Annotated in this window: 20 protein-coding genes; 12 read left to right on the top strand and 8 right to left on the bottom strand. The window is 71.3% G+C overall.

All coding sequences use genetic code 11. The features are described from left to right. Window positions 1-46 precede the first annotated feature (46 nt). Window positions 47-1,045: an adenosine kinase gene (locus tag VB738_RS12355; protein WP_323306011.1), complete on the top strand. Its 999-nt coding sequence runs from the start codon at window positions 47-49 to the stop codon at window positions 1,043-1,045. Here the strand turns inward: VB738_RS12355 and cutA are convergent. Then, a complete protein-coding gene (gene cutA, locus VB738_RS12360) occupies window positions 981-1,364 on the bottom strand; it encodes a divalent-cation tolerance protein CutA (RefSeq protein WP_323306012.1) in 384 nt (127 codons plus the stop codon). The two genes, VB738_RS12355 and cutA, sit on opposite strands and share 65 nt — an antisense overlap. Before the next feature lie 33 nt (window positions 1,365-1,397). After that, window positions 1,398-2,261 (bottom strand): precorrin-6A/cobalt-precorrin-6A reductase, encoded by an 864-nt coding sequence (locus VB738_RS12365; RefSeq protein WP_323306013.1) that lies wholly within the window; start codon window positions 2,259-2,261, stop codon window positions 1,398-1,400. A gap of 14 nt (window positions 2,262-2,275) precedes the next feature. On the opposite strand from VB738_RS12365, the gene VB738_RS12370 reads away from it, so the two are divergent. Beyond that, complete coding sequence (locus tag VB738_RS12370) at window positions 2,276-2,806, top strand: single-stranded DNA-binding protein (RefSeq protein ID WP_323306014.1); 531 nt, start codon at window positions 2,276-2,278, stop codon at window positions 2,804-2,806. Here the strand turns inward: VB738_RS12370 and VB738_RS12375 are convergent, their stop codons facing one another. Then, complete coding sequence (locus tag VB738_RS12375; RefSeq protein WP_323306015.1) at window positions 2,807-3,058, bottom strand: hypothetical protein; 252 nt, start codon at window positions 3,056-3,058, stop codon at window positions 2,807-2,809. A 60-nt stretch (window positions 3,059-3,118) separates the two neighbouring features. Between VB738_RS12375 and VB738_RS12380 the strand changes: the two genes are divergently transcribed. The 3 genes from VB738_RS12380 to VB738_RS12390 are packed head-to-tail and all read left to right on the top strand — an operon-like array spanning window position 3,119 to window position 5,716. Further along, window positions 3,119-3,694, top strand: coding sequence for a DUF2854 domain-containing protein (locus tag VB738_RS12380; protein ID WP_323306016.1), 576 nt, complete (start codon window positions 3,119-3,121; stop codon window positions 3,692-3,694). Next, window positions 3,691-4,587, top strand: a complete 897-nt coding sequence (gene argB / locus VB738_RS12385; protein ID WP_323306017.1) for an acetylglutamate kinase — start codon at window positions 3,691-3,693, stop codon at window positions 4,585-4,587. Before VB738_RS12380 ends, argB begins: the two co-directional genes overlap by 4 nt. Next, window positions 4,580-5,716 carry a DUF3153 domain-containing protein gene (locus VB738_RS12390; RefSeq protein WP_323306018.1) on the top strand — a complete coding sequence of 379 codons (1,137 nt, stop codon included), beginning with the start codon at window positions 4,580-4,582 and terminating at the stop codon, window positions 5,714-5,716. The genes argB and VB738_RS12390 overlap by 8 nt, the downstream gene beginning before the upstream one ends. Before the next feature lie 42 nt (window positions 5,717-5,758). Here VB738_RS12390 and priA read toward each other — a convergent pair whose 3' ends face one another. Next, complete coding sequence (gene priA / locus VB738_RS12395; RefSeq protein ID WP_323306019.1) at window positions 5,759-8,122, bottom strand: replication restart helicase PriA; 2,364 nt, start codon at window positions 8,120-8,122, stop codon at window positions 5,759-5,761. Window positions 8,123-8,585: 463 nt separating this feature from the next. Between priA and rpoD the strand changes: the two genes are divergently transcribed. The 7 genes from rpoD (at window position 8,586) to VB738_RS12430 (ending at window position 17,099) form a co-directional block, all read left to right on the top strand. Then, window positions 8,586-9,884 (top strand): RNA polymerase sigma factor RpoD, encoded by a 1,299-nt coding sequence (gene rpoD, locus VB738_RS12400; protein WP_323306020.1) that lies wholly within the window; start codon window positions 8,586-8,588, stop codon window positions 9,882-9,884. A gap of 78 nt (window positions 9,885-9,962) precedes the next feature. Continuing rightward, window positions 9,963-11,072: a glycosyltransferase family 2 protein gene (locus tag VB738_RS12405; protein WP_323306021.1), complete on the top strand. Its 1,110-nt coding sequence runs from the start codon at window positions 9,963-9,965 to the stop codon at window positions 11,070-11,072. Window positions 11,073-11,149: 77 nt separating this feature from the next. Then, a complete protein-coding gene (locus tag VB738_RS12410) occupies window positions 11,150-12,964 on the top strand; it encodes an ArnT family glycosyltransferase (protein ID WP_323306022.1) in 1,815 nt (604 codons plus the stop codon). Further along, entirely contained in the window at window positions 12,964-13,626 is a 663-nt protein-coding gene (locus VB738_RS12415; RefSeq protein ID WP_323306023.1) for a phosphatase PAP2 family protein, read from the top strand. Before VB738_RS12410 ends, VB738_RS12415 begins: the two co-directional genes overlap by 1 nt. Next, window positions 13,623-14,024 (top strand): DUF1824 family protein, encoded by a 402-nt coding sequence (locus tag VB738_RS12420; RefSeq protein ID WP_323306024.1) that lies wholly within the window; start codon window positions 13,623-13,625, stop codon window positions 14,022-14,024. The genes VB738_RS12415 and VB738_RS12420 overlap by 4 nt, the downstream gene beginning before the upstream one ends. 107 nt (window positions 14,025-14,131) lie before the next feature. Continuing rightward, window positions 14,132-15,085 (top strand): hydroxymethylbilane synthase, encoded by a 954-nt coding sequence (hemC, locus tag VB738_RS12425; RefSeq protein ID WP_323306025.1) that lies wholly within the window; start codon window positions 14,132-14,134, stop codon window positions 15,083-15,085. Further along, on the top strand, window positions 15,060-17,099 hold the full coding sequence (locus tag VB738_RS12430; RefSeq protein ID WP_323306026.1) for a chloride channel protein: 2,040 nt from the start codon (window positions 15,060-15,062) through the stop codon (window positions 17,097-17,099). Before hemC ends, VB738_RS12430 begins: the two co-directional genes overlap by 26 nt. On the opposite strand, the gene VB738_RS12435 is transcribed toward VB738_RS12430, so the two are convergent. The 4 genes from VB738_RS12435 to VB738_RS12450 form a co-directional block, all read right to left on the bottom strand. Beyond that, window positions 17,045-17,215: a hypothetical protein gene (locus tag VB738_RS12435; protein ID WP_323306027.1), complete on the bottom strand. Its 171-nt coding sequence runs from the start codon at window positions 17,213-17,215 to the stop codon at window positions 17,045-17,047. The two genes, VB738_RS12430 and VB738_RS12435, sit on opposite strands and share 55 nt — an antisense overlap. A 147-nt stretch (window positions 17,216-17,362) precedes the next feature. Then, window positions 17,363-17,962 (bottom strand): L,D-transpeptidase, encoded by a 600-nt coding sequence (locus tag VB738_RS12440; protein ID WP_323306028.1) that lies wholly within the window; start codon window positions 17,960-17,962, stop codon window positions 17,363-17,365. 47 nt (window positions 17,963-18,009) lie between these two features. Next, window positions 18,010-18,597 carry an inorganic diphosphatase gene (locus VB738_RS12445; protein WP_323306029.1) on the bottom strand — a complete coding sequence of 196 codons (588 nt, stop codon included), beginning with the start codon at window positions 18,595-18,597 and terminating at the stop codon, window positions 18,010-18,012. Window positions 18,598-18,650: 53 nt separating this feature from the next. After that, window positions 18,651-20,177: a carboxypeptidase M32 gene (locus VB738_RS12450; RefSeq protein WP_323306030.1), complete on the bottom strand. Its 1,527-nt coding sequence runs from the start codon at window positions 20,175-20,177 to the stop codon at window positions 18,651-18,653. Window positions 20,178-20,206 lie beyond the last annotated feature (29 nt).

Here is a 20,206-nt window from a genome sequence, read left to right on the forward strand (position 1 = left end):
GCCTCTCCGATCTTCAGCTCTCTCCTCACCCCCCTCCCGGATCCCCTTGACCAGCACCGCCAAGCGCTTCGACGTGGTCGGCATCGGCAACGCCATCGTCGATGTGCTCGTCCAGGCCGACGACGCCTTCCTCGAGACCCACGGCCTCACCAAGGGCACCATGGCCCTGGTGGATGAGGCGCAGGCCGAACGGCTCTATGCCAGCGTCGGCGCCGGCCTCGAGACTTCCGGCGGTTCGGCCGCCAACACTCTGGCGGGCATCGCCCAGATGGGCGGCCAGGCGGGCTTCATCGGCCGGGTCCGGGACGACCAGCTCGGGGCGATCTTCGCCCACGACATCCGGGCCGTGGGGGCCAGCTTCGAGACCCCCCCCGCCGCCAGCGGTCCCTCCACCGCCCGCTGCCTGATCCTGGTCACCCCCGATGCCCAGCGCACCATGTGCACCTATTTGGGGGCCTCGGTGGGGCTGGATCCCGCCGACCTTGATCTGGAGATGGTGCGCCAGGCGAAGGTGCTGTATCTGGAGGGCTACCTCTGGGACAGCGAGGAGGCCAAGCGCGCCTTCATCGCCGCCGCCGAGGTGATGCGCGCCAGCGGTGGCGAGGTGGCCCTCTCCCTCTCGGATGCCTTCTGCGTCGAGCGCCACCGGGAGAGTTTCCTGGAGCTGGTCGACGGCCATGTCGACGTGCTGTTCGCCAACGAGATGGAGATCACCGCCCTCTACGGCGCCGACAGCTTCGAGGCGGCGGCCGACCAGGTCCGCGGCCGCTGCAAGGTGGCGGCCCTCACCCGCAGTGAGCAGGGCTCGCTGCTGCTCAGCGGCGACACGACCCTGGCGATCGCGCCCTTCCACCTCGGCCCCCTGGTGGACACCACCGGCGCCGGTGACCTCTACGCCGCCGGGTTCCTCTACGGCCACACCCGGGGCGAGAGCCTGGAGCGCTGCGGACGGCTCGGTTCGCTCTGTGCCGGCCAGGTGGTCACCCAGCTGGGTCCCCGTCCCCAGGCGTCCCTGCAGGAGCTGGTGGCCCGCCACCTGGGCTGAGCGGCAGCTGCTCCAGCAGCCAGCGGCCGTAGGGGCCATCGCTGGCGGCCGTCCAATGGATCCATTCGGGAGTGTCGTAGCTGTGCAGCTCCCCCAGGGCGCGGCACAGCTCCTCCAGCTGAGCGGGGGTCGTCTTGAGCAGCAGCTGCACCTCCTCGCTCCGCTCCAGCCGGCCCTGCCAGCGGTAGTGCGACACCACCGGGTGCAGGCTGGCGCAGGCCACCAAGCCCCGCTCCAGCAGCTCCCGGGCCAGGGACTCGGCCCGCTCCCGGTCGGCTTCGGTGGTGAGCACCAGGCTGAGGGGAGTGGGAGGGGGCATGGGCGGGGGCGAGGGCGGGCGCAGGGGCTGACTTCAGCCGTCCCGCCCACTTTCGTCCAGCCGCTGCAGCAACTGCTCCAGTGGCAGGGCCTCCACCCGGCCGGGCTCCCCGGGCCGCTCCAGGAGCAGCAGGCGCACACCCAGGGCGGCGCAGATCCGGTGCCAGCGCTCTTCGTTGGCGCCCCCGGAGCGGCGGCAGAGCACGGTGTCGATCTGCCACTGGCGGCAGAGGGCGCGCTCGATGCGGCCGTCACCCCCGGGCCGCAGGGGGGCCAGCCGCTGCGGCGGCAGTCCGGCGGCCAGGGCCGTCGCCAGGGCGTCGCCCTGGGGCAGCAGGCGGGCGTGATGCAGCACCCCCGGCGAGGCCGCCACGGCCTCGGCCAGGCGGCGGGCGCCGATGGCCAGCAGCAGCCGTTCCCCCGGCCGGCACAGGCGCCCGAGGCCGGCCAGATCGTCCAGGGGCTGGGCGCCGGGGGCGTTCAGGTCGGGCCGCAGCAGCCGCAGCAGGGGCTGGGAGCGGGCCGCGCAGCCGTCGGCCAGGGCGGCGCTGATCCGCGTGGCGAAGGGGTGGGTCGCATCGATCACCCAGGCGTAGGGGGCGCCCCGCTGCCCGGCGTCGGCCAGTTCGGCGGCGACCCCGGCCGCAGGCCCGTCGCTCCCCCCGATCGCCCCCACGGCCAGCTCCAGGCGGGGATGGGCGCCATAGGCCAGGGCGGCGGCCCGGCTCACCAGCGAGACCTTCAGGCCCCATCCCCTGGCCAGGAGCTCCCGGGCCAGGGGCGGCCCCTCCCCCGTGCCGGCCACCAGCCAGATCCGGCCGCCACCACAGCCGCCGGCACGACCGGGCGCATCGACCTGGATCCCGTGGGGCGGATGCATCAGGATGGGTCCTTCCATCCGTTGGTCCGGGCGTGAATCACTGCTTGCTGGAGGTGGAGGTCCTGGAGGCGCCCCAGGTGCGTTACACCCAGGACAACCAGACGCCGGTGGCCGAAATGGCCGTCCAGATCGAGGGTCTGCGGCCCGATGATCCCCCGGGCCAGCTCAAGGTGGTGGGCTGGGGCAACCTGGCCCAGGATCTGCAGAACAGGGTGCAGGTGGGCCAGCGCTGCGTGCTCGAGGGCCGGCTGCGCATGAACACCGTTACCCGCCAGGACGGGGTCAAGGAGAAGCGGGCCGAGTTCACCCTGGCACGTCTGCATCCGCTCAGCCCCGGCACGGGCGGCGCCACGGTACCGGCGCCTGCGCCGGCACGCGGTGTGGCCCCCCTGCCGACCCCGCGCCCCGCCGGGGCCGGTGGCGCCGCCACCCCCGCCCCACGGCGGGCTCCCGCTCCGGCCCCCTCCCGCTCGGCCGCTGCAGCCCCCGCTGAGCCCGCCGCCCCCGTCTGGGACACCTCTCCGCTGGTCCCCCTGGGGGACGATGACGAGATCCCCTTCTGATCAGAGCCGTTCGCCGGCCTGGTCGATCAGCTGACCCAGTTCCCGCTCCAGGGCCGCCAGATCCAGCCGCCATTCGCTCCAGCGGCCGCTGTCCAGCTGGCGCAGCAGCCAGAGCCGGTCCTCCCCCAGCTGGGTGAGCAGCTCGGCGGTGGAGGGGGGCTCAGGCAGGCTCCAGGGGGTGTCGACGTCGGCGGATGCCCCCACGGGGCTGGCGGTGAAGCCGTCTTGCGAGCTGGCTTGGGGGCTGGCCATGGGGCGTCGGGGCGGAGCCTTGGATCGCCATCCTGCCCCCCGCTGACGGAGAATGGGGCGATGCAAGCGTTTCTTTCCCCCGGTAGCCTGGTGACCGTGGCCGGTGCGGTTCTCACCGTGATCGGATCGATCGCCTACGCCACCGACAGCCCCAACATCAGCTTGGCCGGTGTCTTCTACGGCGTGCCGATCCTGCTGGGGGGCCTGGCCCTGAAGTCCTCCGAGCTGCCGCCCGCCGAGCGGCTCACGCCCGCAGCCCGGCTGCGCGACCTGCGCCAGCAGCCCGGCAACGAACCCCTGCGCAAGCTGCTGGCCGACGTCACCCGCTGGCGCTACGGCCAGAAGGCCCACCTGGAGAGTTCCCTGGAAGCCCTCAAGCTCTGGGACGAGGACGCCCCACCCCAGCTGGTGGCCGTCGAGGAGCTGGAGGCCGGCGGCGGCTACGGCCTGCGGCTCACCATCGAGTGCCATGGGGTGGCCTACGAGCGCTGGCAGGATCGGCGGGAGCGCCTGGGCCGTTTCTTCGGTCCCGGCCTGACGGCTGACCTTCAGCAGGCCGGCCCCGGACGCCTGCATCTGAGCCTGCTGCCGGCTCCCGCCACCTCCGACCCGTCCCTCGCCGCCCCCGTCCCTTGAGTCCCGATCGGCACATCAGCCCGGAAGACACCCTGCGGGTGTCTGTGCTCAGCGAAGCCTTGCCCTACATCCAGCGCTTCGCCGGCCGCCGCATCGTGATCAAGTACGGCGGAGCCGCCATGGTCCGCGAGGACCTGCGTGAGGCGGTCTTCCGGGACCTCGCCCTGCTCGCCTGCGTCGGCGTCCAGCCGGTGGTGGTGCACGGCGGCGGCCCGGAGATCAACCAGTGGCTGGGCAAACTCGCGATCGAGCCCCGCTTCCAGGACGGCCTGCGGGTCACCAGCCCCGACACCATGGACGTGGTGGAGATGGTGCTGGTGGGGCGGGTCAACAAGCAGATCGTCAACGGCCTCAACCGGGTGGGCGGCCGGGCCGTGGGCCTCTCCGGCAGCGATGGCGGCCTGGTGCTGGCCCGCACCATGGGCGACGGCACCCTCGGCATGGTGGGCGACGTGGCCCGGGTGGATCCCTCGGTGCTCACCCCCCTGCTCGCCGCCGGCTACATCCCTGTGATCTCCAGCGTCGCCCCCAACGTCGATGGCCTGGCCCACAACATCAATGCCGACACGGTGGCCGGCGAGTTGGCCGCGGCCCTGCAGGCGGAGAAGCTGATCCTGCTGACCGACACCCCCGGCATCCTGCGCGACCGCCACGCCCCCGCCAGCCTGATCCGCCAGCTCAGCCTCTCGGAGGCCCGCGGGCTGATCGCCGACGGGGTGGTGGAGGGGGGGATGACCCCCAAGACCGAGTGCTGCATCCGGGCCCTGGCCCAGGGGGTGAAGGCGGCCCACATCGTCGATGGCCGGGTGGCCCATTCCCTGCTGCTGGAGGTGTTCACCAACGCCGGCATCGGCACCATGGTGGTGGGCAGCCCCGGCCTGGTGCATGGTTGAGGAGGATCCCCTCGCCGAGGCCCGCCGGGCGCTGGATCGCGGTGAGTACGGCCAGGTGCTGCGGCTGCTCGAGCCCCTCCAGGAGGAACGCTCCCCCCTCACGGCCGCCGGCGCCGAGCTGCGGCTGCTGATGGCCACCGCCCTGATGGGCCAGGGGCGCACCGACCAGGCGGCGGCCTGCTGCCGCGGCCTGGTGCGCTGCCGCGATGCGACCCTGCGGGCCCAGGCCAAGGCCCTGCTGCTGGTGCTGGAGGCCCCGGAGCTGCGCCGTCCCAGCAACTGGTCGCTGACCCTGCCGGATCTTGCCGGCACCACCCCCCTCGAAGGGGTCGGCGGCGGCGTCAGCCGCCGCTCCCGCCGCCGCCCGGAGCCGCCGCCGCCCCCGCCGGTGGGGCCCACCCGCGCCCCGGTGGGCTTCGCGGTGGTGGTGGCGGTGGTGCTTCTGCTGCTGGCCGCCCTTCTGGGGGGCTGCATGGAGGTGCGCACCGAGCTGCGCTTCGAGGGACCCGGGCGGCTCCAGGTCAGCCACCAGCTGCGCAGCGACACCGGCACCGAGAGCCCCTGGCAGCGGCGCTTCCTCGCGGCACTGGAGGGGCACGCCGCCGGGATCTCCGCCCCCGGGCCGTTCCGCCCCTCCGGCGGGGGCGGCGACTGGCTGGTCTCGACCCCCGTGCTGCCCGGCCTGGAGGCCCTCGGAGCGCTGGCGGGAAGTCTGGAAGTGGCGGGCCGGCTGAGCGGCGTCCCCCTCGCGGCGCCGGTGGTGGTCTGGGAGGAACGCAACTGGCTGCTGGGCGTCCGCCAGCACCTGCTGCTCGAGCTCGATCTTCAGGCCCTCGAAGCGATCTCGGGACTTGATCTGGCGGTCGTGCTTGACCCGGTGCGGCCGGCGGCAGTGCTGCGGGCGAGCCCCGCCGCGATCGCCGCGGCCCCTCCCGGGGACGCCGGCGACCGCCGCCGTCTGCTCTGGCCCCTCCAGAGCGGCCAGGTCAATGTCCTGGAACTGCGCTGCTGGCGCTGGAGCGGTCTTGGGCTGGGGGCGACGGCGGTGGGCCTGGCCCTGCCGCTGGTGCTGGGTCTGCAGGCGATCCGGCGGCGGCTGGGCTTCGGCCTGCCGGAACTGCCGGCCTGAACCCTACGGCCCGTCCCCCGGCCGTGGCCGCCGGCGGCGATCTCAGAGTTCCAGGGGGTCGGGATCGATGGTCAGGCTCACCCCTGGGGGCAGGGCGCGGCGCAGATCGGCTTCGGGGGGAAGGGGCAGCGTCGTGTCCCCTTGCGGCGCTCCATCCGCCGCACCATCTGCGGCCATCGGGCTGCCGTGCAGCAGCAGTTGCCAGCGGCTCCGACCCGCCGCCCGGGCCACCGGAGCGGGGGCCGGCCCGATCACGACCCAGCCGGCCGCCTCCACGGCGGGACGGATCCGTTCGGCCAGGGCGGCGGCGGCCGTGGCCGTGCCGCTGGCGGTGGGACCGGCCAGCCGCAGCAGGCAGGCCCGGCCGAAGGGCACCATGCCCCCCTGGCGCCGCAGCTCCAGTTCCTCGGCCAGGAAAGCGGCGTAGCGGCCATCCACCAGGTGACGGATCACGGGGTGGTCTGGGCTGTAGGTCTGCACGAGGACCTCGCCGGGACGTTCGCCCCTGCCGGCGCGGCCGGCGAGCTGCAGCAGCAGCTGCAGGCACTGCTCCGCGGCGCGCAGGTCGGGCCGGTGCAGCAGGCCGTCGGCCGCCAGCACCGCCGCCAGCGTCACCCGGGGCAGGTCCATGCCCTTGGCGAGCATCTGGGTCCCCACCAGCACGTCCGCCTCGCCGGCCGCGAAGCGCTCCAGCAGGCGGCGGTGGCCATCCCGGCCCCGGGTGGTGTCCCGGTCGAAGCGGATCAGGCGCAGTCCCTCCAGTTCCGTCGCCAGCTGCTCCATCACCCGCTGGGTGCCGGCGCCGAAGGGCTTGAAGGCGGTGGAACCGCAGTGGCCGCAGCGATCCCCCATCTCCTGGCGGTGGTCGCACCAGTGGCAGCGCAGCCACTCCCGCCCCTCACGGCCGCCGGCGCGGGGGCCGCGGTGGACGGTGAGGGCCACGTCGCAATGGGGGCAGAGCACCACCTCGCCGCAGCTGCGGCAGCTCAGGAACGAGCGGTAGCCACGCCGGGGCACCAGCACGACGGCCTGTTCGCCGCGCTCTTTCAGGGTCTCCAGCCGGGCCATCAGGGGGCGGCTGATCAGGCGCCGGTGGCCGTCCACCAGCTCCTGGCGCATGTCCACCAGCCGCACCGGTGGCAGGGGCCGGCGGCCGATCCGCTCCGGCAGCGCCAGCAGGCGGGTGTCGGCGGGCTGGCCATGGGGGCGCGGCTGGCAGCGCCACCAGGTCTCGAGGGAGGGGGTGGCACTGCCGAGCACCAGCCGGGCCCCCGTCTGGCGGGCCCGCAGCCGGGCCACCTCCCGGGCGTGGTAGCAGGGCATCGGGCTCTCCTGCTTGTAGGAGGCATCGTGTTCCTCGTCGAGCACGATCAGGCCCAGCTGGCCCAGCGGCAGGAAGATGGCGGATCGGGTGCCCACGGCCAGGCAGGGCTCGCGCCGCCGGGCGGCCTCGAGGCAACGCCGCCAGGCGACGACCCGCTCCCCGTCGCCCATGCCGCTGTGGTACTCGATCACCGCGGGACCGAAGCGGCGACGGCAGCGGTCCAGCAGCTGGGGGATGAGGCCGATCTCCGGCGCCAAGATCAGCACGCTGCGCCCCGCCGCCAGCGCCCGGGCCGCGGCCTGCAGGTAGACCTCGGTCTTGCCGGAGCCGGTCACCCCCCAGAGCAGCAGGCTCTGGCCCGGAGGTGCGTCGGCGATGGCCGCCATCGCCGCGGCCTGGGCCGGACTGGGGGGCTGGGCGCTCTCCAGGCGGGGCGAGCCAGCGCCCGCCCCGCCGCCGGCCAGGCCCGGGGCGCCGCCGGACTTCGACGGGCCGCGGACGGCCTCCCTCAGGATCAGGCCCCGGCGCTCCATCGTGCCGATCAGGGAGCGGCCGAAGCCGGCCTCCTGCACAAGATCGCGCAGCAGCCGCCCCCCCCCGTGGCTGGCCAGGTGGTCCAGCAGCTCCTGCTGGCGGGGGGTGACGGCCTCACCGGCCGGGGCCAGGTTGGGCCGCACCGTCCAGAGGACCCGCCCCTGGCCGGGGGGGCGGCGGGCCTGCCCCAGCCAGCCCGGCGGCAGGGCGCTCTTGAGGGTGCGGAACAGGCCGGTGTGGCACTGCCGGGCCACGACCTCCAGCAGGGCCTGCCAGAGCGGATCGATCGCAGCGCTCTCCAGCACCGCGTCCAACGGCAGGATCGAGCGTCCCTCCATGGCGGCCGGACAGGCCGCGGCTGTCGCCACCACCAGACCCGTGTGGGGCCGCCCCTGCAGACGGACCCGCACCAGATCCCCCACCCCGATGGCCAGGCCTGAGGGGTTGGCATAGGTGAAGGTCCGCCCCTCCCGGCCGGCCTCCAGCCAGACCTCCAGCCAGCCTGGAGGGGCGTGCCCGGGTGGGGAGGGTGAGGAGCTGGCTGGCAATCTTGCAAAGATCTCATGCCATTCCTAGGATGACGGGGTTGGGTGGCCCAAAAGGCTGCCGTCGGAACCGCGCAGAGTTCCGTCCACAGGGAAGACCCGCTGAGGATCCAGGGATTCAGTCCCTGTTCATTCCTCCGGTCTGAGACCACCCGTGACAGCCCTGCACCGGCTCTGGCCGACTTCCACCATCCCATTCACGCTCCTGGAGCGATCCATCCACCATCCATCGGCAAGGGCTACGTGAGGGGAGTCCTCCCATCCCGCGACGTCCTGTTGCTCTCCTTGCCCTCCCGTCCGGCTCCGCACCGGGACCGTGGAGGATGGGGGCCGGAGTCATCGATCCGGAGCACCGCAACCGGCTGATGGGATCACGCTCCTGACCGTTCCCGGGCCCCTTGTCCCGCCCGCGTTTCCCTCGCCCGCTTCATTCCCCCGTCACCCACTCCCCTTTCGCGTCGTTTCCATGAGCCCAGTCGCCGCCAAGGCCAAAGCCGCCGTTCCTGAGATCCTGGCCACCGTCTCCGCCAACGGCGACCTGCTGCCCATCGACCCCTCGGCGGCGACGGCCAGGAAGACCGCGGCCCGTGCCCGAACGGCCGCCCCCAAGGACGGGGCTGCCAAGCCTGCGGCCAAGGCGGGCTCCCGGGCCACCGCCAAACCCGCAGCCGCCAAATCCTCGGCCGAGAAGCCCCCGGCGGTCGTCCTCGACGATGGCGGCGACGGGGATGGGGATCTGCCCGAGACCGGCGGCGACCTCCGCAAGGACGCCAAGGGCGCCAAGGCCCTGGCCAGTATCAAGGTGGGCCCGAAGGGCGTGTATACGGAGGATTCGATTCGCGTCTATCTCCAGGAGATCGGCCGCATCCGCCTGCTGCGGCCCGATGAGGAGATCGAGCTGGCCCGCAAGATCGCCGATCTGCTCGAACTTGAGGAGAAGGCCGCCGAGTTCGAAGCCGACAAGGGCCACTTTCCTGACACCAAGGAATGGGCGGCGATCTTCGATATGCCGCTGATCAAGTTCCGCCGTCGACTGATGCTGGGTCGGCGGGCCAAGGAGAAGATGGTCCAGTCGAACCTGCGACTGGTCGTCTCGATCGCCAAAAAGTACATGAACCGGGGTCTGTCCTTCCAGGATCTGATCCAGGAAGGCAGCCTCGGCCTGATCCGCGCTGCCGAGAAGTTCGACCACGAGAAGGGATACAAGTTTTCCACCTATGCCACCTGGTGGATCCGTCAGGCCATCACCCGTGCGATCGCTGATCAGAGCCGCACCATCCGCCTTCCCGTTCACCTCTACGAGACGATCTCTCGGATCAAGAAGACCACCAAGACCCTCTCCCAGGAGTTCGGGCGTAAGCCCACTGAGGAGGAGATCGCCGAGAGCATGGAGATGACGATCGAGAAGCTGCGCTTCATCGCCAAATCCGCCCAGCTGCCGATCTCTCTAGAAACTCCCATCGGTAAGGAGGAGGATTCCAGGCTCGGCGACTTCATCGAGGCCGATATTGAGAATCCGGAGCAGGACGTCGCCAAGAATCTGCTGCGTGAGGATCTCGAGGGCGTCCTGGCCACCCTCAGTCCCCGCGAGCGGGACGTGCTCCGCCTTCGCTACGGCCTCGATGACGGCCGCATGAAGACCCTCGAAGAGATTGGCCAGATCTTCGATGTCACCCGCGAGCGCATCCGTCAGATCGAAGCCAAGGCCCTGCGCAAACTCCGCCATCCCAACCGAAATGGCGTCCTGAAGGAATACATCAAGTAGCCTCCATCTGCCTCTGGAGAATCAAAAACAGCTTGGCGAGTGCATGGTCATCATCTTTGGCAGCTCGCTTGAACTCCGATGAGGGAACACTCTGAGTCCCTGCGTCTGACGGTTGTGCTGCCCACCTTCAACGAGTGCTCCAATGTGGAGCCCATCGTGGAGGAACTGCTCCCCTTGCGAGACAGCTTCGACCTCGAGTTGTTGTTCGTGGATGATGATTCCAGTGATGGAACATCGGAAAAAGTGCGGATGCTGGCCCACCGCCACGGTTGCGTCAGACTGATCCGCCGCGTTGGGCGCTTTGGGCTTTCCAGCGCCATCAAGGAGGGAATCCTGGATGCCACCGGCGATGTGGTGGTGGTCATGGACAGCGATGGCCAGCATGAACCCGCCTCGGTGGCCCATGCCGTCTCGGCCCTGATCGAGAGTGGCGGCGATCTCATGGTCGGCAGCCGCTTCCATCCCCAGGCCAGGATCCTGGGCCTGAGTGAGCGGCGGGAGCGGAACTCCACCTGGGCGAACACCGTGGCCCGGTTCAGCCTGCCCCGCTACCGCCATCTGACCGACTACATGAGCGGTTTCTTCGCCCTGCGACCCGAGCGTTGTCTCCCCTATGTGCGGCAGGTGGATGTCAACGGCTTCAAGTTTCTCTACGAACTGCTGGCCCTCAGCCACGGCCATCTGGCGGTGGGCGAGGTGCCCCTGAGTTTCCAGCCCCGCAGTGCCGGCGAATCGAAGCTCAACCTCGCGGTGATCTGGGATCTGGGTGTCTCGATCCTGCACACCCTGCTGCTGCGCATGGTGCCGCGGCGGGCCGTCAGCTTTGCCCTGGTGGGCGGCACGGGCATCGGCATTCACCTTCTGGTGTTCGCCTTCTCCCAGGACCTGCTCGGCCTCAGTTTCGAGCAGGCCCAGGTGGTGGCCGTGGTCAGCGCCGGCTGCTCCAACTACCTGATCAACAATGTGCTGACCTTCCGCTCCCAGCAGCTCAGCGGCATCGCCCTCGTGTTCGGACTGATCCGCTTCCTGCTGGTCACCTCCCTGGGGATGGCGGCCAACGTCGGGGTGTCCTCGGCGTTCTACCGGCAGGTCACCCCCCAACCGCTGCTGGCCCTGCTGGCCGGCATCGCCGTCGACTTCGTCTGGAAGTATGCGGCGTCCTCCCGCTTCGTCTGGAACACGCCCTAGGGGCGTTCCTGGCCAGTCCCGGTCCAGGTCGGCGGGCCCTGGCCTTAACTTCCCCTTGATCTCGTCGTCGACCCAGCATGGTGTCTGCTGCCCGGGGTGCCCGGCCGGAGGGTGTCCGCGCCCGTAGCCACAGGCAACTGGTCTGGGTGCTCAGTGGCCTCTGGCTGCTGCTCATCTGCTGGCTGGCCTTCTTCCAGGGCCTGGGCAGCGTCGGCCTGATGGACAAGACCGAGGCCCTGTTCGTCGAGGTGGGCCACCAGATGCTGGAGCGGGGTGACTGGGTCACCCCCTGGTGGAACGGCGAACGCTTCTTCGATTACCCCGTCTGGGGCTACTGGATGGTGGGGCTGAGCTTCCGGCTGTTCGGGGTCAGCGAATGGGCGGCCCGGCTGCCGGTGGCCCTCGCCGCCAGTGCCGTGGTGGTGGCGGCCTTCGCCCTGATGCTGGCCTGGTCCCCGGCGGGCGAGGCCGGACGGCCCCGGCTGCTCAGGGCCGTGGTGGCGGCCGGGGTGATCGCCACGACCCCGGGATGGATCGGCTGGGGACGCACCTCCACTACCGACATGTTCCTCTCCAGCGCCATCAGCCTGGCGCTGTTCGGCTTCCTGCTGGCCCATCGCCACCGGGCCGATCCCTGGCGGGCGCCCCTGGGCCGGGTGGCCATGGCGCTGTTCGCGGGCATCGCCGTGCTGGCCAAGGGGCCGGTGGGTCTGCTGCTGCCGGGGCTGGTGGTGGTGGTCTTCCTGCTGCTCACCGGCCAGTGGCGACCCTGGCTGCGCTGGCGTCCCCTGCTGGCCATGGTGGCCCTGTTCCTCGGGGTGAGCGCCCCGTGGTACGCAGCGGCGGCGGCCGTCAACGGCGGCGAGTTCCTCGGCGGCTTCCTGGGGTTCAGCAACCTGCAGCGCTTCACGACGGTGCTCTACGACCACCCCGGCCCCCCCTGGTTCTACCTGCCCTGGCTGGTGCTGCTGGTGCTGCCCTGGTCGCTGTTCCTGCCCCTGGCGATCGCGGCCCAGGGCTTCTGGCGGCCCTCCCGCTGGCGAACGGCGGCGGCCGGCCCTTCCGGGGACGGCGGCGCCCCGGGGGACCTGGGGCTGTTTCTGCTGCTTTGGCTGGTGCTGGTCGTGGCTTTCTTCTCCGCCGCCGCCACCAAGCTGCCCGGCTATATCCTGCCGGCCCTGCCGGCGGCGAGCCTGCTGGTGGCGCTGCACTGGCGCCCCCTGCCGGAGGCGACAACCCCAGCATCGGCGGCCTCAGGGCGGGTGGGGGTGCGGATCGCGGCAGCCCTCGAGGTGCTGCTGCTGGCTGCCATGGCGGTGGCGGCCGCCCTGGCCCCGGGCTGGGTGGCGGGGGATCCCGCCTACCCGGAGTTCGGCGCCGCCCTGTCCCGCTCAGGCCTTCCCCTGGTGCTCTCGGTGTGTCTGGGGCTGACGGCCCTGGCCCTGCTGGTGCTGCTGCTGCGGCCGGCGGCCACCGACTGGCTGTGGCTGCCCAGCCTGGCCGGGTTCCTGGCGGTGCTCGGCCTGGTGATCGCCCCGCTCGCTCCGCTGCTGGACCGCGAGCGTCAGGTCCCCCTCCGACAGATGGCCCGCACCGCCCAGGCCGCCGCCAGGCCCAACGAGCCGTTGCTCATCGTCGGCACCAAGCGCTACAGCCTGCTGTTCTATGGCGAGCCGGAGGCCGTCTTCGTTTCCGATCGCCTCCACATCACCCAGCTCGCCCTGCAGGGCCCCGGCGCCCTCGCCCTCTCGCCGGGCAGTCGCTCGGTGCGTCTGGTGGGTGATCGCCGCGATCTCGAGGCCCTGGCCCTGCCACCGCAAGGCATTGAGCGGCTGGCCCGTACCGGCGAGCTGACCCTCTGGCGGGTGCCCCGACACCATCTGGTGCCGTGATGGGGTTCCATCTGCTTCCCCGGGACAGGATCCTTCTGCCCGGCTGCCTGATCGTGCTGGTGGGGCTGTTCGTGGCGGTGGCCCCGGGCCGCCCCCTGGCCCTGCTGGACGCGGCAGCCCTGGACTGGCTGGGCAACCATCTCCACGGCCTGGTGGGTGGGGTCCTGACCCAGGTCTATCGGGCGACGGGCGTCGGCTTCACCGCCGTCCTGGTGGCGATGGCCCTGCTCCATCTGCTGCGGCGGCGCTGGTGGAAAGACCTGCGCCTGCTGGTGATGGCCACGGGAGGCATCCTGATCCTGGTGGATCTCGTCTTCAAGCCGCTGTTCAGCCGCCAGCGGCCGCCGGGCAGCCTGCTGCCGCTCGACGGGCACAGTTTTCCCAGCGGCCATGCCGCCGGGGCCGTGGCCTTCTACTTCGCCATGGTGGTGATCCTGGGGTCCCACCATCCCCGCCTGCGGCGCCCCCTGGCGATGCTGGCCTGCGCCCTGGTGGGCCTGGTCTGGCTCAGCACCCTTTACGTGCGCGCCCACTGGCCCACGGACCTGCTGGCGGGCGCCGCCGTCGGGCTGGCCTGGCTGACGGTGTGCCTGGCCTTCTGGCGTGATCCGCCCCCCGCCGACCTCCAGAGTGGGACGGCCCGATCGCTGCGATCCCCTTGACGACCGACCTGCCCACCTCCGGCCTGGCCGGTCTGCGGGGCCTGCGCACCGCCCCTTCCCTTGACGCCGAGACGGGGGCCCTGCTGCGCCAGGAGCTCAGCACCCGGTTGGGGGCCTGCGCGTGGTTCACGATCGGGATCATGGCGCCCTCGGCGGTGGCGGCCCTGACGGCCCTGCGGCAGCTGGAGGCGGTCCAGGGCTGGTCGGCCCTGCAGCAAGGGGATCCCGGCGAGGGGCAGCCCGGTCCGGTGTTTCTCAAGGGCAACCAGCGCACGGGACTGCTCCATCTGCGCCACGAGGAGGGCCTCGGCGAGGGGATCCTGATCACCGGCCACGACGCCTCCGATCCGGCCGCCGAGGACACCTGGGGACCCCTGCCGCTGGATCTGTTCGCCTGATCCCATCAGCTGATCACGTTCCGCCCGCCGGCCGGAAACAGGGACAGGCCGGTCCCTAGGCTGGGCGGCTGTTGCCTGGCAGCCGTCGCTGCCGCCCGAAGCGTCCAATGGCCAGCTCCACCCTGCGCATCGCCTCCCGCCGCAGCCAGCTGGCCATGGTCCAGACCCACTGGGTGCGGGACGAACTCTCCCGGGCCCACCCCGAGCTGGCGATCACGATCGAGGCGATGGCCACCCAGGGGGACAAGATCCTCGATGTGGCCCTGGCCAAGATCGGCGACAAGGGCCTGTTCACCAAGGAACTGGAGGCCCAGATGCTGGTCGACCGGGCCGACATCGCCGTGCACAGCCTCAAGGACCTGCCCACCAACCTGCCGGAGGGTCTGATCCTGGGCTGCATCACCGAGCGGGAGGACCCGGCCGATGCCCTGGTGGTGCAAGAAAAGCACCGGGAGCTCAGCCTGGCCACCCTGCCCGAGGGCAGCGTGGTGGGCACCAGCTCCCTGCGCCGCCTGGCCCAGCTGCGTCACCATTACCCCCACCTGGTGTTCAAGGACGTGCGGGGCAACGTGATCACCCGGCTGGAGAAGCTCGACGCCGGCGTCTACGACTGCCTGATCCTGGCGGCCGCCGGGCTGACCCGGCTCGGCCTGGGCGAGCGCATCCACGAGCTGATCGATCCCTCGATCTCCCTCCATGCGGTGGGTCAGGGGGCCCTGGGCATCGAGTGCCGCGCCGGGGACCAGGCCGTTCTGGACACCATCGGCGTGCTGGAGCATCTCCCCACCGCCCGTCGCTGTCTGGCTGAGCGCTCCTTCCTGCGCAGCCTGGAGGGGGGCTGTCAGGTGCCCATCGGCGTCAACACCCACTTCGAGAACGACGAGCTGGTGCTCACCGGCATGGTGGCCAGCATCGACGGCCAGCGCCTGCTGCGCGACAGCTGCCGCGGCCCGGCCAGCGATCCTGAAGCGATCGGCCTGGCGCTGGCGGAGACCCTGCGGTCCCAGGGGGCCGGGGAGATCCTGGAGGAGATCTTTGCCACCGTCCGCCCCGGAAGCTGAGGCCAACGGCCACCTGGCCCCTGGGCCCGAGGCCGACCTGCGCGGCCTGCCGTTCCAGTGGAACCTGCTGGCCTGGGCGGCCCTGGTCGGCACCCTGACCGGCCTGGCCGTGGTGGCGTTCCACGAGCTGTTGGGCTTCATCAACAACTTCCTCTTCGGCCCCTTCGTGGAGGGCCTGCTGGTCATCGGGCGCTCCTCGCCCGCCACCCCCGCCAACCTGCCGCCGATCGACCTGCCGCCGCTGGCGCCCGACAGCGGCACCCCCCTGCGGGCCCTCCTGCAGCTCGGTCTCGATGGCATCGGCCTGCTGGCGGCGGCACCGCCCCCGCCGCCCGAACCCCCGCCCATCAGCCTGCCCACCCCGCCGGACTGGCTGGCCCTCTGGCCCGTGGTGGTGGTGCCCACCCTCGGCGGTCTGGCGGTGGGTCTGCTGCGCCATGTGGCCGGCAGCATCGGTCCGGGTCTCTCGAGCCTGATGGCGATCGCCGACGGCCGCCAGGGGGGCGAGCCGCGCCTGCCCCTGCTGCGGCTGGTGGCCGCGTCCCTCAGCCTGGGCAGCGGCGCTTCCCTTGGCCCGGAGGGGCCCAGCGTGGAGGGGGGCGGCAACATTGGCCTCTGGGTGGCCCTGAAGGGCCGCCTCTCCCCCCAGGCCCAGAAGGCGCTGGTGGGGGCCGGGGTGGCAGCGGGTCTGGCGGCCGGGTTCAAGGCGCCGATCGCCGGGGTGTTCTTCGCCTTCGAGGGGAGTTACAGCGCCATCCCGGGACGTCCAAGTCTGCGGGCGGTGCTGGTGGCGGCGGTGGCCTCGGCGCTTGTCACCCAGCTGTGCCTCGGAGACACGCCGATCCTGCGCCTGCCCGCCTACGAGGTGCGCTCACCGTTGGAGCTCCCCCTCTATCTGGGACTGGGCCTGCTGGCCAGCCTGATGTCCTGGCTGCTGATCCGGCTGCTGGCCGCCGGCCGCGATGAGCGGGTCCAGGCTGTGGTGCAGCGGCTGCCGCCCGGCCTGCCCACGGCCCTGGGTGGGGCGGCGCTTGGCGGGATGGCTCTGGTGTTCCCCCAGGTGCTCGGGGTCGGCTACGACACGATCGAAGCCCTGCTGGGTCGGGACGGCGGCATCCCCCTGCTCACCCTGGTGGCCCTGATCGGTGTGAAGCTGGTGGCCACCACCGTCAGCAACGCCACCGGCTTCGTGGGCGGCGGCTTCGCCCCTTCCCTGTTCCTGGGGGCGGTGCTGGGGAGCTGTTACGGCCAGGCCCTGGGCAGCGGCGGCCTGAATCTGCCGGTGGCCGAACCCCCCGCCTATGCCATGGTGGGCATGGCGGCGGTGCTGGCGGGCAGTGCCCGGGCACCGCTCACGGCGCTGCTGCTGCTGTTCGAGCTCACCCGCGACATCCGCATCGTGCTGCCGCTGATGGCGGCCGCCGGTCTCAGCGCCGCCCTGGTGGAGCGCTGGCAGGGCATCCAGGACCCCGGCCTGATGGGGCCTGACCCCCTGGAGGAGCGCCGCCGCAGCCAGCTGGCGGCGATCCCGGTGGAGGAGGCCTTCGAGCCGGAGGCCCCCCTGGTGCTGCCGGCCGCCATGACGGCCTCTGCCGCCCTGGCCCGGCTGATCGACAGCCATGGCCATTGCCTGCTGGTGGAGCGGGCCGGGCTGGCCCTGGGACTGGTGACGATCGGTGATCTGCAGCGTGGCCTGGCCTCCGATCTCAGCCGCCCGCAGCCGCTGCGCCTTGAGGATTGCCTGCGCACGGACTTGGTCTGGTTGCCCTCCGGAGTGAACCTGGATCGCCTCGAGGATCAGCTGGGGCCCAATGGCCTGCGTCAGTTGCCGGTCTTTGAGGTGGCTGGAGGAGCCGGGGATCACCTACCCCATGGGCTGCCCCCCGGAGGACTGGCCGTGGACCGGTTGCGGGGAATGGCCAGCCGCGACGGCATGGCCAGGGCCCAGGCGCGACGCTTTCAGGCCGCTTCCGAGCGACCCTCCATCAGGGCTTCGGCGACCGGATCGACCTGAGAGAGCAGGCCCAGAATCCGCTGCAGGTCCAGTTCGGAGAGCTCACCGTCGTTGCCCCACTTCAGAGAGGTGCTGTTCAGCTGGTCAGTGGTGGGTTCGTGAGTGGATTCGAACATGGGAGGAAGATCGGCGGTTCTGGAGGGTGCCGCTGTTGATCGAGTTTCAAGACATTAGGTGTTTGCACCCAGACATCAAACCCTTCCTGGGCAATCTCCAGAATCTCTTCGGTCGCTCCCTGATTCGCTGCAATCGCCCTTCGGTGTTCAGGGTTTGACAACCACCGGTGTTCCCACCTCCACCTGGTCGAACAGGGCACGCACATGGGGGGTGAGCATCCGGACACAGCCGTTCGTGACGGCGGAGCGGGAGGTGACGGTCCAGGCCCAGGAGCTGGGGGTGCCGTGGATGCCGTACTGGTTGGGGCCGCTGCGCTTGAAGCCGATCCAGCGATCACCCAGGGGGCCATTGGGGCCCTTGGTGGGGTTGACCTTGCCGCTCACCGTGCTCTGGTACTGGGGATTGACCACCTTGGTCTCCACCAGGAAGCGTCCTTTGGGGGTGGGGGTGCGGGAATCGCCGATGGCCACGGGCCAGCTGCCCAGCACCTTGCCGTTGTCCCGCAGGCTGATCGTGCGCTTGCCCAGCTCCAGCACGATCTCGCGGGTGCTGGTCACGGTGGCCTTGGCCGGTGCGGGGACAGCAGTGGCGGGCGCGGTCACGCCGGGGGCTGCCGGGGCCACGCTGGTGGGAGCGGTGGCGGCGGCCGGTGTCAGCAGGGGCGCTTCGACGGCTCCCGCGGCCGCCACCAGGCCGGCCCCCCAGCCGGTGGTCAGGAGGAAGGACAGGACCAGGGAGCGCGACATGGGCGGAACGGGATCGGAGGGACCGCGGCGAGCGGTGCCGGAGGACGTCAGTCGACCAGGCGAGGATCGACGACGGAAAGATAGCGATCTTCGCATTCCTTGATGATGCGCACGGCCTCACCGGCGTCATGGAATCCGTTGACCTTGCAGGTGCCAGGCTTCTTCAGATCCTTGTAGTGCTCCCAGTAGTACTGGGTTTCCTTCAGCCAGTGCTCACCCAGCTGGCTATAGCTGGTGATGTGGTCCATGCGCTTGTCGTCGGCCAGCACGGCGATCACCTTGTCGTCCACCTCGCCGCCATCGTCGAAACACATGATGCCGATGATGCGGGCCTCCACCAGACTGCCGGGCACCAGGGGCTCGGTGACCCCGACGATTTCGATGTCGAGGGGGTCGCCATCCTCGTCCCAGGTGCGGGGAATGCAGCCGTAGGCGAAGGGGTAGGCGAGGGAGGAATAGCCCACGCGATCCAGCTTCAGATGGCCGGTTTCGGTGATTAGTTCGTACTTGTTGATCGTGTTGGAGTTGAGCTCCACGATGGCGTTGAGGCGCAGCTCGGCCTCATCGGCGAAGGCCGGCAGCACATGCAGCAGGTTCAGCATGGTGCGGCTGGGGGCGTGGTCGATGTTCGCCATGGTGGGGGCTTTTCTGCGGCGGCATCTTAGGCATCGGGCCCTGACGACCCCGCTCAGACGGCCCCGGTCAGCTGGCCGACCTTGGCGCGCAGGTAGGTGAGGAAGGGTTCGGCTCCCAGGGGCCGGCCCGTGACCCGCTCGACGAGTTCCTCGGCGTTCACCGCGCGGCCATGGGGCCAGATGTTGCTGGCGAGCCAGTCCTGCAGGGCCGCCGTCTCCCCCGCAGCGACCCGAGCCTCGATGGGGCCGATCTCCTGCTCAAGGGCCTCCGAGATCTGGGCGCTGATCAAATGGCCGAGGGCGTAGGAGGGGAAGTAGCCGAACAGCCCTTCGGCCCAGTGGATGTCCTGGAGACAGCCCTCGGCGTCCGTCGCCGGCTGCAGCCCCAGCAGTTCCTTCATGCGCCGGTTCCAGGCGGCGGGCAGCTCCTCCACCGGCATCCCCTGCTCTAGCAGGGCCAGCTCCAGCTCGAAGCGCAGGACGATGTGGAGGCTGTAGCTCAGCTCATCGGCCTCCACCCGGATCAGGCCCGGCCGCAGGGGATTGAGGGCTCGCCAGAAACCGAAGGCACCGCCCCAGGGGTCGGACCCCAGTCCCCGCTGGAAGCGGGGATGCCAGCGCTCGGCGAAGGCCCGGCTGCGGGCCACCCGGCACTCCCAGAACAGCGACTGGGACTCATGCACCCCCATCGACGTGGCCTCCCCCAGGGGCCAGGGGAAGTAATGGTCGTCGCCGCGGGGCAGGCCCTGCTCGTAGAGGGAGTGGCCCCACTCATGGGCGGTGGCCAGGAAGGCCGAGAACGGCTGGCCCCCCACCACCCGGGTGGTGATGCGGAAGTCCTGGGGGCCCACCGTGCAGGAGAAGGGGTGGGCGGATCGGGACCGCTGGCAGCGGGCCGCGTCGTAGCCCCAGCTGTCGAGCAGCTCACTGCAGAGTTGCTCCTGCAGACCCTCCGCCAGCTCAAACGGCTCCTGTGGGCCCGCGGAAGGGGCGGCCGCCACCGTCTCCAGCAGCCCCGGCAGTTCCGCCGCCAGGGGGGCGAACAGCTCCGTCAGCCGGGCCTTGCTGCAATCGGGCTCGAAGGGCTGGGCCAGGATCTCCCAGGGGCTGCGGGCCACCGGTTCAGCGTCCGCCAGCTGGCCGGCCTGCTCACGGCGCAGCCGGATCAGCTCCCGCAGCGCCGGGGCGAAGCTGGCGAACGTGCTGGCCGCCCGGGCCTCCTGCCAGATGGCATTGCCGTGGGACTGGGCCCGGGCCAGGGCGGTGACAAGGGCCGGATCAAGGCAGCGCTGGCGGTTCAGCTCCAGACGCAGCAGCTGCAGATTGCGGCGGCGCTGGGGTGGGGCGGCCCCATCGAACTCGGCCTCCGCCGCGGCCACCAGATCGGCGTAGGCGTCACTGCTCTGGCGCTCGTGCAGCTGGGCGGCCAGCAGGGCCAGCTGCTCGCCGCGCCAGGGCGCACCGGCGGCGGGCATCACCGTGTTCTGGTCGTAATAGAGGGTGCTGCTGATCGAGCCCAGCAGACGGGTGGTGTGCAGGTGCCGCTGGAGCTGGTCGAGGGCCGAAGCCGCTGCAGGCATGGGATCGGTGGAGCCGGTGACGCCATGCT

Source organism: Cyanobium gracile UHCC 0139, from assembly GCF_034931325.1.
Classification (GTDB): domain Bacteria; phylum Cyanobacteriota; class Cyanobacteriia; order PCC-6307; family Cyanobiaceae; genus Cyanobium; species Cyanobium gracile_B.

Excerpts from the sequence above, each read along its gene's own strand:
- VB738_RS12365 (WP_323306013.1), bottom strand. The coding sequence starts at position 2,261 with ATGGAAGGACCCATCCTGATGCATCCGCCCCACGGGATCCAGGTCGAT.
- VB738_RS12415 (WP_323306023.1), top strand. The coding sequence starts at position 12,964 with ATGGGGTTCCATCTGCTTCCCCGGGACAGGATCCTTCTGCCCGGCTGC.
- hemC (WP_323306025.1), top strand. The coding sequence starts at position 14,132 with ATGGCCAGCTCCACCCTGCGCATCGCCTCCCGCCGCAGCCAGCTGGCC.
- VB738_RS12380 (WP_323306016.1), top strand. The coding sequence starts at position 3,119 with ATGCAAGCGTTTCTTTCCCCCGGTAGCCTGGTGACCGTGGCCGGTGCG.
- rpoD (WP_323306020.1), top strand. The coding sequence starts at position 8,586 with ATGAGCCCAGTCGCCGCCAAGGCCAAAGCCGCCGTTCCTGAGATCCTG.
- VB738_RS12450 (WP_323306030.1), bottom strand. The coding sequence starts at position 20,177 with ATGCCTGCAGCGGCTTCGGCCCTCGACCAGCTCCAGCGGCACCTGCAC.
- VB738_RS12435 (WP_323306027.1), bottom strand. The coding sequence starts at position 17,215 with ATGTTCGAATCCACTCACGAACCCACCACTGACCAGCTGAACAGCACC.
- VB738_RS12445 (WP_323306029.1), bottom strand. The coding sequence starts at position 18,597 with ATGGCGAACATCGACCACGCCCCCAGCCGCACCATGCTGAACCTGCTG.
- cutA (WP_323306012.1), bottom strand. The coding sequence starts at position 1,364 with ATGCCCCCTCCCACTCCCCTCAGCCTGGTGCTCACCACCGAAGCCGAC.
- VB738_RS12410 (WP_323306022.1), top strand. The coding sequence starts at position 11,150 with ATGGTGTCTGCTGCCCGGGGTGCCCGGCCGGAGGGTGTCCGCGCCCGT.
- VB738_RS12390 (WP_323306018.1), top strand. The coding sequence starts at position 4,580 with ATGGTTGAGGAGGATCCCCTCGCCGAGGCCCGCCGGGCGCTGGATCGC.
- VB738_RS12375 (WP_323306015.1), bottom strand. The coding sequence starts at position 3,058 with ATGGCCAGCCCCCAAGCCAGCTCGCAAGACGGCTTCACCGCCAGCCCC.
- VB738_RS12405 (WP_323306021.1), top strand. The coding sequence starts at position 9,963 with ATGAGGGAACACTCTGAGTCCCTGCGTCTGACGGTTGTGCTGCCCACC.
- VB738_RS12440 (WP_323306028.1), bottom strand. The coding sequence starts at position 17,962 with ATGTCGCGCTCCCTGGTCCTGTCCTTCCTCCTGACCACCGGCTGGGGG.